Annotated in this window: 13 protein-coding genes; 10 read left to right on the top strand and 3 right to left on the bottom strand. The window is 69.2% G+C overall.

Going from position 1 to position 14,677, the window contains the following annotated elements; translation table 11 throughout:
- Positions 1 to 138: 138 nt before the first annotated feature.
- The 8 genes from QC282_RS10960 to QC282_RS10925 all read left to right on the top strand — a co-directional run bounded on the left by QC282_RS10960 (position 139) and on the right by QC282_RS10925 (position 10,222).
- The gene (locus QC282_RS10960) at positions 139 to 1,302 is read left to right on the top strand and encodes a mandelate racemase/muconate lactonizing enzyme family protein (RefSeq protein ID WP_279549062.1); all 1,164 of its coding nucleotides are present in this window, start codon (positions 139 to 141) and stop codon (positions 1,300 to 1,302) included.
- Positions 1,299 to 2,303, top strand: coding sequence for a zinc-binding dehydrogenase (locus tag QC282_RS10955; protein ID WP_279549061.1), 1,005 nt, complete (start codon positions 1,299 to 1,301; stop codon positions 2,301 to 2,303). Before QC282_RS10960 ends, QC282_RS10955 begins: the two co-directional genes overlap by 4 nt.
- 178 nt (positions 2,304 to 2,481) lie before the next feature.
- Positions 2,482 to 3,450, top strand: a complete 969-nt coding sequence (locus QC282_RS10950) for a hypothetical protein (RefSeq protein WP_279549060.1) — start codon at positions 2,482 to 2,484, stop codon at positions 3,448 to 3,450.
- Between the two features lie 89 nt (positions 3,451 to 3,539).
- The gene (gene chvE / locus QC282_RS10945) at positions 3,540 to 4,652 is read left to right on the top strand and encodes a multiple monosaccharide ABC transporter substrate-binding protein (RefSeq protein WP_369293049.1); all 1,113 of its coding nucleotides are present in this window, start codon (positions 3,540 to 3,542) and stop codon (positions 4,650 to 4,652) included.
- Positions 4,653 to 4,691: 39 nt separating this feature from the next.
- Positions 4,692 to 6,242 carry a multiple monosaccharide ABC transporter ATP-binding protein gene (gene mmsA, locus QC282_RS10940; RefSeq protein WP_279549058.1) on the top strand — a complete coding sequence of 517 codons (1,551 nt, stop codon included), beginning with the start codon at positions 4,692 to 4,694 and terminating at the stop codon, positions 6,240 to 6,242.
- Positions 6,239 to 7,483 (top strand): multiple monosaccharide ABC transporter permease, encoded by a 1,245-nt coding sequence (mmsB, locus tag QC282_RS10935; RefSeq protein WP_279549057.1) that lies wholly within the window; start codon positions 6,239 to 6,241, stop codon positions 7,481 to 7,483. The genes mmsA and mmsB overlap by 4 nt, the downstream gene beginning before the upstream one ends.
- A 58-nt stretch (positions 7,484 to 7,541) precedes the next feature.
- Positions 7,542 to 8,690 (top strand): galactose mutarotase, encoded by a 1,149-nt coding sequence (locus QC282_RS10930; RefSeq protein WP_279549056.1) that lies wholly within the window; start codon positions 7,542 to 7,544, stop codon positions 8,688 to 8,690.
- Positions 8,691 to 8,800: 110 nt separating this feature from the next.
- On the top strand, positions 8,801 to 10,222 hold the full coding sequence (locus tag QC282_RS10925) for a histidinol-phosphate transaminase (protein ID WP_279549055.1): 1,422 nt from the start codon (positions 8,801 to 8,803) through the stop codon (positions 10,220 to 10,222).
- Between the two features lie 164 nt (positions 10,223 to 10,386).
- Here the strand turns inward: QC282_RS10925 and QC282_RS10920 are convergent, their stop codons facing one another.
- The 3 genes from QC282_RS10920 to QC282_RS10910 form a co-directional block, all read right to left on the bottom strand.
- Positions 10,387 to 11,823, bottom strand: coding sequence for a family 43 glycosylhydrolase (locus QC282_RS10920; protein ID WP_279549054.1), 1,437 nt, complete (start codon positions 11,821 to 11,823; stop codon positions 10,387 to 10,389).
- Complete coding sequence (locus tag QC282_RS10915; protein ID WP_279549053.1) at positions 11,805 to 12,788, bottom strand: arabinan endo-1,5-alpha-L-arabinosidase; 984 nt, start codon at positions 12,786 to 12,788, stop codon at positions 11,805 to 11,807. Before QC282_RS10915 ends, QC282_RS10920 begins: the two co-directional genes overlap by 19 nt.
- Before the next feature lie 149 nt (positions 12,789 to 12,937).
- Positions 12,938 to 13,405, bottom strand: a complete 468-nt coding sequence (locus QC282_RS10910; RefSeq protein WP_279549052.1) for an ATP-binding protein — start codon at positions 13,403 to 13,405, stop codon at positions 12,938 to 12,940.
- 166 nt (positions 13,406 to 13,571) lie between these two features.
- On the opposite strand from QC282_RS10910, the gene QC282_RS10905 reads away from it, so the two are divergent.
- Positions 13,572 to 14,357: a helix-turn-helix transcriptional regulator gene (locus QC282_RS10905; RefSeq protein WP_279549128.1), complete on the top strand. Its 786-nt coding sequence runs from the start codon at positions 13,572 to 13,574 to the stop codon at positions 14,355 to 14,357.
- Entirely contained in the window at positions 14,354 to 14,644 is a 291-nt protein-coding gene (locus QC282_RS10900; RefSeq protein ID WP_279549051.1) for a DUF397 domain-containing protein, read from the top strand. Before QC282_RS10905 ends, QC282_RS10900 begins: the two co-directional genes overlap by 4 nt.
- The last annotated feature ends 33 nt before the right edge of the window (positions 14,645 to 14,677 follow it).

The raw sequence follows: 14,677 nt of genomic DNA, 5'->3' as shown, positions 1-14,677 counted from the left end.
ACTCCCACCACCGCATCCTTACTGTCACGCCAGCATTTCGAACGCGTGACGAAATCTCGAACAAGACGCAGCCGCACCAAGAGCAAGACGCAGCCGCACCGAAAAAGAACGACAACGACGCAGCAAGGGGCAACTGCCGTGCGCATCACCGGAATCAGCACACACGTGGTCGGGACGCCGTGGCGCAACCTGACGTACGTCCAGGTGCACACCGACGAGGGCATCACGGGAGTCGGCGAGACCCGCATGCTCGGACACACCGACGCCCTTCTCGGCTACCTGAAGGAGGCTGAGGCCAACCACATTCTCGGTTCCGACCCGTTCGCTGTCGAGGACCTCACCCGCCGCATGAAGTACGGCGACTACGGCCGCGCCGGCGAGATCGTGATGTCCGGCATCGCCGTCGTCGAGATGGCCTGCTGGGACATCAAGGGCAAGGCCCTCGGCGTCCCCGTCTGGCAGCTGCTGGGCGGCAAGGTCACCGACAAGGTCAAGGCGTACGCCAACGGCTGGTACACCACGGAGCGCACCCCGGAGGCGTACCACAAGGCCGCGCAGGGGGTCATGGAGCGCGGTTACCGGGCGCTGAAGATCGACCCGTTCGGCACCGGCCACTTCGAGCTCGACCACGAGCAGACGCTGTACGCCGTCTCCCTCATCGAGGCCGTCCGCGACGCCATCGGCCCCGAGGCCGAGCTGATGCTGGAGATGCACGGCCGCTTCTCGCCCTCCACCGCCGTCCGCCTGGCCAAGGAACTCGCGCCGTTCAAGCCGGCCTGGCTGGAGGAGCCGGTGCCGCCGGAGAACCTGAAGGCGCTCAAGAAGGTCGCCGACAAGGTGGACATGCCGGTCGCCACCGGTGAGCGCATCCACGACCGGATCGAGTTCCGCGAGCTGTTCGAGGACCAGTCCGTGGACATCATCCAGCCGGACGTCGGCCACATCGGCGGCATCTGGGAGACGCGGAAGCTCGCCGCGACGGCGGAGACGCACTACATGATGGTCGCGCCGCACAACGTGGGCGGCTCCGTCCTCACCGCCGCCTCGCTCCAGGTCGGCTTCACCTCCCCGAACTTCAAGATCCTGGAGCACTTCAACGACTTCGCGGACGCGGAGATCAAGAAGGTCGTCAAGGGCGCCCCGCAGGTGAACCCGGAGGACGGCTGCTTCCACCTCTCGGACGCGCCGGGCCTCGGTGTGGAGCTGGACACCGACGCCGCCGCCGAGTTCCCGCAGCAGCAGGCCCGCTTCGACCTGTGGGCCGAGGGTTGGGAGCAGCGCAGGCCGAAGGGCTCGCAGTGAGCACGGCCGTCGTCGTCGAGGCGCCCGGCTCGCACCGGCTCGTTCCTCACGAGCCGCGCGAGCCGGGCCCCGGCGAGGCGCTGGTGACCGTGCACGCCGTGGGCATCTGCGGCAGTGACCGCGAGGTGTACCAGGGCAACCGGCCCGAGGGCTACGTGCGTTACCCGCTCACGCCGGGTCACGAGTGGTCCGGGACCGTCTCGGCGGTCGGCGCGGGGGTGCCCGGGAGCCTGGTCGGCCGCAGGGTCGTGGGCGAGGGCTTCCGCAACTGCCAGGTGTGCGACCGCTGTCACGCGGGCGAGACGACGCTGTGCACGGCCGGGTACGAGGAGACCGGGTTCACGCAGCCCGGCGCGATGGCGGGCACGCTCACGCTCCCGGCGCGGCTGCTGCACGTCCTGCGGGACGACTGCGACCTGACCGCCGCCGCCCTGCTGGAGCCGGCCGCCTGCATCGCGGCCGCCGCGCTGAAGGCGAACGCGCGGCCCGGTGAGCGGGTCGCCGTGGTCGGCACGGGCACGCTCGGGATGTTCGCCGTGCAGTTCCTCGCGGCGGGTTCCCCGGCCCAGCTGCTGGTGGTCGGCACGCGGGACGACCGTGAGGCGCTGTCCCGGCGGTTCGGCGCGACCGGCTTCCGCACCAAGGACCAGGAGCTGCCCGGCGACTTCGACGTCGTCATCGAGACGGCCGGGTCCGCCGACGCGGCCCGTACGGCCGCGGCGCTGCTGCGGCGCGGCGGGCGCCTGGTCCTGACGGGCATCCCGGCGCCGGGCGCCCAGGGCCTGGACCCGACCGACCTGGTGGTGCGGCAGCTGGAGGTGCACACGGTCTTCGGCGCGCCGCCCGACGCGTGGGCGCACACGGTGCGGATGTTCGGGGCCGGTCTGCTCGACCCGTCGCCGCTGGTGACGCACGAGCTGTCGCTCGCCGAGTTCCCGCAGGCCATCGAGCTGGTCGGGTCCGGCGACCCCAAGGTCGGCAAAGTGCTCCTGCATCCCTAGGCCGGGTCCGCACAGTGGCGCGTGACGCACGACGCCGCTGCGCGGACACGACCCAGTCGTACGCCGGTACGGGGGCACCCTGACGGCCTCCGTACCGGCGTGCACCACTTCTTCGGCAGGGCCCTTTCCACCCCGAGCCGCGAACTTTGTCCGACATACCGAACACAAAGGACAGCTTGTGACCGACGCTTCCGCCACGGCAGCCCGCCGACCCGGTGAGCCGGCGCTCACCACTCTCGGTCTGGGGGCGCCCGCCCCGGACCCCGCCGACGCCTCGCCGCACTCCTTCCCCGGCGGCGGCCGCTGGCGCACCGAGATCCCCTCGTGCGAGGGTCCCGAGGCGCTCGCGGTGGTCCTGAAGGAGGCCTCGCGGCTGGACGTGCCGATCCACCGGATCAGCCAGGGCAGCGGCGTGTGGATGCTGACCGACGCCGAGATCACCGAGATGGTCGACGCCACCGCCGAGCGCGACATCGAACTCTGCCTGTTCACCGGCCCGCGCGGCACGTGGGACATCGGCGGCTCGACGCGCACCGACTCGCGCGGCGGCGGACTGCGCGCCCGCGGCCACGACGCGGTCGCCGGCTGCGTCGAGGACGCCGTGCGGGCCACGGAGCTGGGCGTCAAGTGCCTGCTGGTGGCCGACGAGGGCGTGCTGTGGACGCTGCACCGGGCGCGTGTGGCCGGCATCATCCCGGCCGACACGACGCTGAAGGTCTCGGCGCTGATCGGCCCGGTGAACCCGGCCGCGTACGCGGTGTACGAGCGGCTCGGCGCGGACTCCGTCAACGTGCCCAGCGACCTGACGCTGGATCACCTGACCGAGATTCGCCGGGTGTCGGCGGCCCCGATGGACATGTACATCGAGGCTCCGGACGATCTGGGCGGTTATGTACGGATGTACGAGGTCGCCGAGCTGATCCGGCGGGGCGCTCCGCTGTACCTGAAGTTCGGCCTCTCGAAGTCGCCCGGTATCTACCCGTACGGCCACCACCTGCGGGATCTGACGCTGGCGACCGCCCGGGAGCGGGTGCGGCGCGGACGGCTGGCCCTGGACCTGCTGGCCCGGCACGGCGCGGACGGCGACATGGCGCCGCTCGGCTCGCGCACCCCGGGACCGCTCAACAGGTTCGAGATTTCGTCATAACGTTCCGGAAACCCTCTTCTCAAAAGACGACACAGCCGCGCACAATCCCACACACCCGAGCCCTGCAAAACACATCAAGGATGATGACCATGCGCAACCGCAGAGCCGCACTCGCCGCGATAGCCGGAGCCGCCTCTCTCGCCCTCACCCTCACCGCCTGCGGGCAGAGCGGCGAGGGCGGCAGCGAGGAGGGCGGGGGCGACGCCAAGGGCGCCACCATCGGCATCGCGATGCCGACGAAGTCCTCCGAGCGCTGGATCGCCGACGGCAACAACGTCAAGCGGAACCTGGAGTCCAAGGGCTACAAGACCAAGCTGGTCTACGGCGAGGACGACCCGGACCAGCAGGTCTCGCAGATCGAGAACCTGATCACGCAGGGCGTGAAGGCCCTCATCGTCGCGGCGATCGACAACAAGTCCCTCAACAACGTCCTCCAGCAGGCCAAGGAGGCGGACATCCCGGTCATCGCCTACGACCGCCTGATCCTCGGCACGGAGAACGTCGACTACTACGCGTCGTTCGACAACGAGAAGGTCGGCGAGCTCCAGGGCACCTACATCCTGGACAAGCTCGGCCTGAAGGACGGCAGCGAGAAGGGGCCGTTCAACATCGAGCTGTTCGCCGGCTCCAACGACGACAACAACACCAAGTACTTCTTCCAGGGCGCGATGAACGTCCTGAAGCCGTACATGGACAAGGGCCAACTCGTCGTCCGCTCCAAGCAGACCGCGCTCAACCAGGTCACCACGCTGCGCTGGGACGGCGGCACCGCCCAGAAGCGCATGGACGACATCCTGACCTCCGCCTACAAGCGGGAGCGGGTCGACGCGGTGCTCTCGCCGTACGACGGCATCTCGATCGGCATCCTGTCGGCGCTGAAGTCGGACGACTACGGCTCCAAGAGCAAGCCGCTGCCGGTCGTCACCGGCCAGGACGCCGAGGTCGCGTCCGTGAAGTCGATCGTCGCGGGCCAGCAGACGCAGACCGTCTACAAGGACACCCGCAAGCTGGCCGAGGTCTCGGCCAACATGGTCGACGCGGTCCTGAACGACAAGAAGCCCGAGGTCAACGACACCAAGACGTATGACAACGGTGCCAAGGTCGTCCCGTCGTACCTGCTCGACCCGGTGAGCGTCGACAAGTCCAACTACAAGGAGATCCTCGTCGACAGCGGCTACTACGCCGAGGCCGACCTCAAGTAGCCGACGGAGCCCCCCACGAGAAGATTGGAAGGCACGACCATGGCGGGACCCGTCCTGGAAATGCGCTCGATCGTCAAGACCTTTCCCGGTGTCAAGGCGCTGTCGGACGTCACGCTGACCGTCGGCCAGGGCGAGGTCCACGCCATCTGCGGGGAGAACGGCGCCGGCAAGTCGACCCTGATGAAGGTCCTCTCCGGCGTCCACCCGCACGGCACCTACGAGGGCGAGATCCTCTTCGAGTCAGAGGTCTGCCGGTTCAAGGACATCCGGGCCAGCGAGGAACGCGGCATCGTGATCATCCACCAGGAACTGGCGCTGGTGCCGTACCTCTCCGTCGCCGAGAACATCTTCCTCGGCAACGAGCACGCGAAGCGCGGCGTCATCGACTGGACCGAGACGCTCCGGCACGCCACCGAACTGCTGCGGCGGGTCGGGCTCAGCGAGCACCCCGACACCCGCGTCGCCGACATCGGCGTGGGCAAGCAGCAGTTGGTGGAGATCGCGAAGGCGCTGTCGAAGAAGGTGAAGCTGCTCATCCTGGATGAGCCGACCGCCGCGCTGAACGACGAGGACAGCGGCAAGCTCCTGGACCTCATCCTGGAGCTGAAGAAGCAGGGCATCACCTCGATCATCATCTCCCACAAGCTGAACGAGATCCGCAGGGTCGCCGACTCGGTGACGATCCTGCGCGACGGGCAGACCATCGAGACGCTCGACGTGAAGGCCCCGGAGACCACCGAGGACCGGATCATCAGCGGCATGGTGGGCCGCGACCTGGAGCACCGCTTCCCGGAGCGCACCCCGCACCAGCCGGAGGAGGGCACCGCGCCCGCCCTGGAGATCCGCGGCTGGACCGTGCACCACCCCATCGACCAGCAGCGCAAGGTCGTCGACGACGTGTCGCTGACGGTGCGCCGCGGCGAGATCGTCGGCATCGCGGGCCTGATGGGCGCCGGCCGCACCGAGCTCGCGATGAGCGTGTTCGGGCGCACCTACGGCCGGTACGCGGGCGGCACGGTCCTCAAGGACGGCAAGGAGATCCGTACGAAGTCCGTCGCGGAGGCGGTCAAGCACGGCATCGCGTACGTCACCGAGGACCGCAAGCACTACGGCCTGAACCTCATCGACACCATCAACCGGAACATCTCGCTGACCGCGCTGAACAAGGTCGCGAAGCGGGGCGTGGTGGACGAGCACGCCGAGCGGCAGGTCGCCGAGCGCTTCCGCACGTCCATGAACATCAAGGCGCCGACCGTGTTCGAGCCGGTCGGCAAGCTGTCCGGCGGCAACCAGCAGAAGGTCGTCCTCAGCAAGTGGATCTTCGCGGGTCCGGACGTGCTGATCCTGGACGAGCCCACGCGCGGCATCGACGTCGGCGCCAAGTACGAGATCTACACGGTCATCGACCAGTTGGCCGCCGAGGGCAAGGCGGTCGTCTTCATCTCCTCCGAGCTGCCCGAGCTGCTCGGCATGTGCGACCGCATCTACACGATGGCCGCGGGACGGCTGACGGGCGAGTTCTCGCGGGCCGAGGCCTCGCAGGAATCGCTGATGCGTCAGATGACGAAGGACAAAGAGGTAACCCGATGAGCACGGATGTCTCCGCCAAGACCCCGGCGCCCGCGCCGGCCGGCAAGGGAGGACCGGCCGGCGGCGACGGGCTGCTCCGGCTGATGCTCGACGGCATGCGCCGCAACATGCGGCAGTACGGCATGCTGTTCGCGCTCGGTCTGATCGTCGCGCTGTTCGCCGTGTGGACGGACGGCGACCTGCTGCTGCCGCGCAACGTCTCCAACCTGGTGCTGCAGAACAGCTACATCCTGATCCTGGCGATCGGCATGATGCTCGTCATCATCTCGGGCCACATCGACCTGTCGGTCGGCTCGCTGACGGCGTTCATCGGATCGATGGCCGCCGTGTTCATGGTGAAGAACGATCTGCCGTGGCCGGTCGCCGTGGTGCTGTGTCTGGCGATGGGCGCGGTCGCGGGTGCCGTGCAGGGCTTCTTCATCGCGTACGGCGGGATACCGTCCTTCATCGTGACCCTCGCGGGCATGCTGATCTTCCGCGGTCTGACGGAGATCTTCCTGGAGGGCCAGACCCTCGGCCCGTTCCCGGAGAGCCTGCAGAAGGTCGCCAACGGCTTCCTGCCCGAGGTCGGCCCGGAGACCAACTATCACAACCTGACGTTGTTGCTGGGCTTTGGTCTGATCGCGTTCGTGGTGTTCCAGGAGGTCCGGGACCGCAAGCGGCAGCAGGAGTTCGCCCTTGAGGTGCTGCCGGCCAAGCTGTTCGCGCTGAAGCTGGTCGCGCTGTCGTCGGCCGTCCTCGTCGTCACGCTGCTGCTCGCCAGCTACAAGGGCACCCCGATCGTCCTGCTGATCCTGGGCGCGCTGCTCGTCGGCTTCGGCTACGTCATGCGCAACGCGATCATCGGCCGGCACATCTACGCGGTCGGCGGCAACCTGCCCGCGGCGAAGCTGTCGGGCGTGAAGGACAAGAAGGTCACCTTCCTGGTCTTCCTGAACATGGGCATGCTCGCGGCCCTGGCGGGTCTGGTGTTCGCCGCCCGCTTCAACGCGGCCTCGCCCAAGGCGGGCCTGAACTTCGAACTGGAGGCGATCGCGGCCTCGTTCATCGGCGGGGCGTCGATGAGCGGCGGTGTCGGCACCGTGCTCGGCGCGATCATCGGCGGTCTGGTCCTGGGCGTGCTGAACAACGGCATGAACCTCGTCGGCATCGGCACCGACTGGCAGCAGGTCATCAAGGGCCTGGTGCTGCTGGCGGCGGTCGGCTTCGACGTGTGGAACAAGCGCAAGGTCGGTTCGTAAGTCAGCGAGGGCCCCGCCGGAGGCGGGGCCCTTCGACTCTCCATCGCAGGAGCCGCACATGGAACTGAACAGACGCACAGTCATCGCCGGAGCCGCCGCGGCAGGCATGGCCGCCACCGCGTTCGGCGGCACCGCGCACGCCACGGGAGGCAGGAAACCGGTGAAGGAACTCTTCGGGAAGCTCGCCGACGGGACGAAGGTGTACCGCTGGTCGCTGGAGAACGGCGGCACGCGGATGAAGGTCCTCTCCTACGGCGGCATCGTGCAGGCCCTGGAGATCCCCGACAGCCGGGGCCGCTACCGGAACGTCTCCCTCGGCTTCGACAACCTGGACGACTACGTCGCCTCCAGCCCGTACTTCGGCGCCCTCATCGGCCGCTACGGCAACCGCATCGCCAAGGGCCGCTTCACCCTGGACGGCAAGGATCACCAGCTGTCCGTCAACGACGGCGACAACAGCCTGCACGGCGGCGCGCAGGGCTTCGACAAGCGCGTGTGGGACGTCGAGCCGTTCAGCCAGGGCTCCGACGTCGGCCTGCGGCTGTACTACACCGGCGTCGACGGGGAGATGGGCTACCCGGGCACGCTCCGCTCGAAGGTGACGTACACGCTCACCCGGGACGGCGACTGGCGCATCGACTACGAGGCCACCACCGACAAGGCCACGGTCGTCAACCTCACCAGCCACGTGTACTGGAACCTGGCCGGCGAGGGCAGCGGCTCGATCTACGACCACGAGCTGTCCATCGCCGCGTCCCGCTACACGCCGGTCGACTCGGGCCTGATCCCCACGGGCGAACTGGCGAAGGTCGCGGGCACCCCCTTCGACTTCCGCCGGTCCAAGGCGATCGGCCGGGACATCCGCGTCGCCCACCAGCAGCTGCTGTACGGCAAGGGCATCGACCACAACTGGGCGCTGGACAAGGGCATCACGTCGACGCCCGAGCACGTCGCCACGCTCCGCGACCCGTCCTCGGGCCGCACCCTGAAGATCGCGACGACCGAGCCGGGCCTGCAGTTCTACTCGGGCAACTTCCTCGACGGCACGCTCGTCGGCACCGGCGGCTCGGTCTACCGGCAGGGCGACGCGCTGTGCCTGGAGACGCAGCACTTCCCGGACTCGCCGAACCAGCCGTCGTTCCCGTCGACGGTGCTGCGCCCCGGGCAGACCTACCGGACGACGACGGTGCACTCGTTCGGCGCGTGAGCACACAGGTTCCTCACGCCGGTTGAACGCCCGGCAGACCCGCTCCGTATGAAGGGGCGGCCCGCGTCCCCCGCGCGGGCCGCTCCTTCTTCTTTTCCGCGGAGGCCCTCTTGACCGGCAACGTCACCTCGCTGTTCCGCGGCACGGCGGCGCACAGCCCGTCGATGGCGGCGCTGACGCGGGAGGGCGGCGGCGACGGGGCCGGTCCGGTGGACTTCTGCATCCCCTGCAACCCCTACTTCCCCACCCCGGCGATGTTCGAGGAGATGGCGGCCCGGCTGCGGGAGATCGTCACGTACTACCCGAGCGGCGCGGACACCATCACGGCCGAGCTGTGCGGGCTGCTCCAGTTGCCGCCGCAGTGCGTGGCGATGGGCAACGGCTCCACGGAGCTGATCACCTGGATCGACCATCTGCTGGTCCGCGAGTCCCTCGCCGTCCCGGTGCCCACCTTCGGCCGCTGGACCGACCAGCCCATGGAGACCGGCAAGCGGGTCGACATGTTCCCGCTCCAGGAGTCCGGCGGCTTCGCCCTGGACCTCGCCCAGTACGCCGAGTTCCTCCGGGCCAGGGGCAGCCGGGTGGCCGTGGTCTGCAACCCGAACAATCCCGACGGCGGCTATCTGCACCGGCACGCCGTGGTGCGGTTCCTGGACGCGATGGCCGACCTCGATCTGGTGGTCGTCGACGAGTCGTTCCTGGAGTTCGCGGACGCGGAGGCGGAACCGTCCGTGGTGCGGGAGGCGATGCTGCGGCCCAACGTGATCGTGCTGCGCAGCCTCGGCAAGAACTTCGGCCTGCACGGCATCCGGTTCGGTTACCTCGTCGCGAACCCGGCGCTCGCGGGCCGGGTCCGCGCGATGCTGCCCAAGTGGAACCTCAACTCCCTCGCGGAGTACGTGGTGTTCATGCTGCGGGAGCACGGCGCCGAGTACGCGCGGAGCCTGCTTCAGGTCCGCCGGGACCGGCTGGAGATGGGCGACCGGCTCTCGGCGCTGCCCGGTCTGACCGTCTACCCCTCGCAGGGCAACTTCCTCTTCGTACGCCTCCCCGTGGGCGCCGAGGGCACCGTGGTCCGGGACCGGCTGCTCACCGAGCACCGGGTGCTGGTCCGCGAGTGCGGCAACAAGATCGGTTCGTCCAGCCGCTTCCTGCGTCTCGTGGTGCGCCCCCAGGTGGACGTGCGTCGCCTGGTGTCCGGTCTGGAGCAGGTGCTCTACGGGGCCGCCAGGAGGGAGGCCGCCGTGCCCGAGCGGGCCGTCGGGAACGGGTACAGCTCGGGGACGGCGGCGGTGGACCGGTTGGTGAGTGAGACGAACGGGGCGGGGGTGCGGGGGGTTTCTGTGCCGGGGGCGGTGTCTGTGCCGGCGTCCGCGCCCGCGCCGGTTGTTGCTTCCGTGGGGGTTACGCCGCCCGGGGTGCCTGCGCGGGGTGGGCTCACCGCCGCGCAGGTGCGGGGGACGGACGGGGTCGGTACCGCGCCCGCGGCCGGTTGGCCCGGTGCGCCCGGTTGGCCCGTCGCCGCCGGGTAGCGCGCCGTCGGGTGGGGTGCGCTGCTCGGCGCCGACGAGGTGCCGCCTGCGCCCACCCTCCCCCAAGCTCTCGACTTCGCTCGAGCAGGGGAGACCCCCATCGCCCCAGCGGCACGACTGCCCGCAGTTGGCGCGGTACGACTACCCGCAGTTGGGCGCCGTGGCTATGTCGGGTTCAGCTTCCATTGCTGGCAGGGGTTGTTCAGCCAGGTCCACTGGCGTATGTCCGCCGCGTCGGCCGTGGAGCAGTTGGCCACGTCGGCCACCTTGCCGGAGGCCTGGTTGACGATGCGGACGTGGCCGCCGTCGGTGGCCACGAAGCGGAAGCGCTGGCAGGTGTTGTTCAGCCAGGGCCACTGGCGCAGGCTCGCGCCGTCGGACGCCGAGCAGTCGGCGGTGTCCAGGACCTTGCCCGTGGCGACGTTCAGCAGGCGACTGGTGTCGTCGCCCTGGTCCTCCAGGCGCCAGCGCTGGTGACTGCCTCCGTTGCAGGTGTACTGCTGGACGTTGGCACCGTCGGCGGTCGAACCGCCCGCCACCTCAAGGCACTTGCCGCTGTTGCGGTTGGTGAGGGTGTAGGTCCGCTGCACCCCGGACGGTTCGCCCGACGGACCGGCCAGCGACGCCCCGAGCGCGACCGGCGTGCCCAGGTTCGGCGTGCCGTCCGCGTTCCAGGTGAACTTCTGCGCCCGTGCCGTACGGCCGTTGTCGCAGCCGTCGGACGCCGAGTCGTTGGCGTGGTAGACGATCCAGCTCTCGGTGCCGTCCGGCGAGGTGAAGAAGCCGTGGTGGCCCGGTCCGTACACCCCGGCCGCGTCGTTGCGCTGGAAGTCCGGCGTGGACTTCTTCGTCCAGGACGACGCGGAGAGGGGGTCGGAGCCGGTCAGGGTCAGCCGGCCCAGCTTGTAGTCGGGCGTCCAGCAGCCGCTGGCCGAGTAGGACAGGAAGGTCTTCCCGCCCCGCTGGAGGATCTCCGGGCCCTCGTTGACCGGGTGGCCCGACTTCTCCCACGCGTAGGTCGGCGTGGAGACCGTCGAGAAGGCGCCGCTCACCGTGTACGGGTTGGACATCGGCGCGGCGACGATGTTCTGCGTGCCGCCACTGCTGGTGCTGCCGAACAGGTACAGCCGGCCGTTGATGGTGGCCACCGTCGGGTCCAGCATCCAGGCGGAGTTGAGCTGTCCCTTGTACGTGTACGGCCCCAGGGGGTCGGAGCCGGCGCTCTCCAGGACGTGGCTGCGCTGCGTCGGGTTGTAGTCGGCGACGTTCTGCCCGGCGACGTAGTACAGGTACCAGCGGCCGTTCAGGTAGTGCATCTCGGGTGCCCAGATGTTGCAGCACCGGGAGGCCGCGTCGCCCTGCCAGACCTGGACGCTCGGCGCGGTGGCGAGCCCGGCCAGCGTGGCGGACCTGCGGACGGTGATGACGTCGGTCCAGCTCGTCGACACCAGGTAGTAGTTGCCGTCGTGGTACGAGATCCACGGGTCGGCGCCCTTCTGCGCCTTGACCGGGTTGGCGAACGAGGCCGCGCTCGCGGACGGCTGCCCGACGGCCAGGGCCAGCAGCAGCGCGGCCAGCAGGGTCAGTAGGCGACGGGCCATCCGCTGCTCCAGTTCAGGAGGTTGATGCCGAGCTTGGGCGTGCCGTTGTCGTTGCCGTCGTAGTAGTGGTAGACGATCAGGTCGCCGTCGGTGTCGCTCATGATCGACTGGCCGCCGGGGCCGATGACGCGGCCGTGCGACTCCAGCACCGGAGTGCCGCCGTTGTTCATCATGCTGACGCCGTTCTTGTCGTAGTACGGCCCGGTGACGCTGGTGGCGCGGCCGACCTTGACCTTGTACGTCGAGCTGGTGCCGGCGCAGCAGGTGTCGTACGACGCGAAGAGGTAGTAGTAGCTGCCCTTCTTGACGATGTACGGCGCCTCGACGGCCTTCGTGCCGGTGGGGCGGGACGCGAGCGAGTACCGGGGGGTGTTGGTGGAGAGCTGCTTCCCGGTGGACGGGTTGATCTGGATCATCTTGATCCCGGTCCACCAGCTGCCGAAGGACAGCCACCACTTGCCGTCGCCGTCGACGAAGAGGTTCGGGTCGATGGCGTTGTAGTCGCTGGACGTGGACGAGCTGTAGACCACGCCGTAGTCGGTCCAGGAGCCGGGCAGGCCGGTGCTCGAACCGGCCAGCCCGATGGCCGACTTGTTCGACCCGAAGGTCGAGACGGAGTAGTACATCAGGTACTTGCCGCCGTGGTACGAGATGTCCGGCGCCCACGCCTCGGTGTTGCCGTACGAGGACCACCAGCTCGGCCGCGTCCCGAAGGCGTCGCCGCCCGCGCTGAACGCGGTGCGGTCGGTGGAGGTGCGGTGGGACAGGCCGCCGCCGGTGGCGTACAGCAGGTAGCGGCCGTCGGAGGCGCGGATCATCGTCGGGTCGTGGACGACGGTCGCGCCGGTGACCACGCCCGGGTTCGGATACGCCGAGGCGGTGGAGGGGATCAGCGCCAGCAGGGCGGCGGCGGGGACGGCGAGGAGTGCGGCTCTGCGCCGGAAGGTGCGGGGGGTGCGGCTCACTTGGAACCTCCTGTGGGGAGATCGAGAACGTCTGTGTTCGCGATTTCGAACGTCGGTCGCGTTTTCGGACGTGACGTCGGACGGGACCGTAGAATCGAACCCCTTGCGCGTCAATGGTTCGCGCAGCAACAACTTCCGCAGCACCGGGCTCACTTGATCCTCTTCGACCCTCCGGGCAGGTCGACCTCGGCCCGCACGGTCTTGCCGGGCGGCTCCCGGTCCACCACCTCCCAGCGGTCGGCGACCGCGGCCACCAGCAGCAGCCCGCGCCCGGACTCGGCCAGCGGATGCGGGGCCGTCACGTCGGCGGGGCCGGGCGGCCGGGGCGGCCCGCTGTGCGTGTCCCGCACCTCGATCCGGACGCTGCCGGGCACGAGCGAGAGCCGCAGCTGGAAGTCCCGCCCCGGCACCCGGCCGTGGGTCACGGCGTTCGCCGCCAGCTCGGCGACGATCACGGCGACGGCGTCGGAGGTGTCCGTGCCGTACGGGATGCCCCAGGCCTCCAGCTGCCCCAGCGCGAGACGCCGGGCGAGCCGGGCCCCTCGCGGGGTCGCGCTGAGTCGCTGGGTGAACGTACGTACGGTGACCGGGAGCCGGTGGCGGGGAGGTGCAGTCATGCGCCCAATCTGGCGGCCCCGACGCCGCGTTCACCAGGCCGGAGCCGTGTACTCCGCGGATCTGTACGTGGTCACGGACTGGACGGTACGTGTCACCGCCCGTGACCATGGCTCCGGGAGGTGACCGAGAGTGGTCGATCTGGGTGAGCCGGAGACGTCCGACAGCATGCGCACGTTCGGCGCCGTCGTACAAGGGCTGCGCGAACACGCCGGTTTGAGCCGGGAGGCCTTCGGCGAACTGGTGCGGTTCTCCAAGCACACGGTGGCGTCCGTCGAGTTGGGCCGCCGCATGCCGGACCCGACGTTCGTGGAACGCGCGGAGGAGGTCTTCGGCAACACGGGGGCGTTACGCCGTGCGGCGGGCTGTCTGGTGCGGAAGCCGGGGCTGGCGGCGTGGTTCCGGCGGTGGGCGCGGTTGGAGGCGACCGCCGTCGCGCTGTACACGTACGAATGCCGGTTGATTCCGGGGTTGTTGCAGACAGAGGCGTACGCTCGCCAGTTGTTCATTGATGAGCTTCCCCCGCTGAGCGACGAGCAGATCGACGCGCAGTGGGCGGCTCGGCAGGAGCGTCAGCAATTGCTGCGGGGGCGGCCGAACACCGCGTTTAGCTTCCTGCTGGAGGAGCAGCTTTTCCTACGCCGGACGGGCGGGGTCGAGGTGACGCGGGAGCTCATCAGTCATTTGCTGGAGATCGCGACCCTTCGGAACGTCGAAATACAGATCATGCCGCTGGTTCGCGAGTCGCATGCCGGACTGCACGGCGCCATGCAACTGCTGGAAACACCGGGCAACCAGTGGTTCGCCTACATCGAGGCTCCGGAGACCGGCCAGTTGCTCGCTGACCCAAAGGTGGTGAGCAGCCTCCAGCAACGCTATGCCAGGATGCGTTCGCAGGCTCTCACCCTTGAAGACTCAGTGGGTCTGTTGGAGCGGATCCGAGGAGCGCTATGAGCAACGAACTGTCCTGGTTCAAATCGAGCTACAGCAGCAGCGGTTCCGGTGACTGCGTCGAGGTGGCCCTCTCCTGGCGCAAGTCCAGCTACAGCAGCGGAGGTTCCGGCGACTGCCTGGAAATAGCCACCGCCCCCGACGCCATCCACGTCCGGGACTCCAAGAACACGCGCGGCCCGCAGCTTTCTGTGTCTCCGGTCACGTGGCACGACTTCGTCGGTCACATCTCCGCGCGCTCCTCCGCACAGCAAGGACGCGGCGGCCACCGGACCGGACGGTTCGCGTAACACCGCGTCATCCGGGGGCGGCGCCGCGATCAC

The organism is Streptomyces sp. DH24 (assembly GCF_029813775.1).
GTDB lineage: Bacteria > Actinomycetota > Actinomycetes > Streptomycetales > Streptomycetaceae > Streptomyces.
Note: the sequence above shows the minus strand (reverse complement) of the source record. Positions and strands in the feature narration are given on the sequence as shown.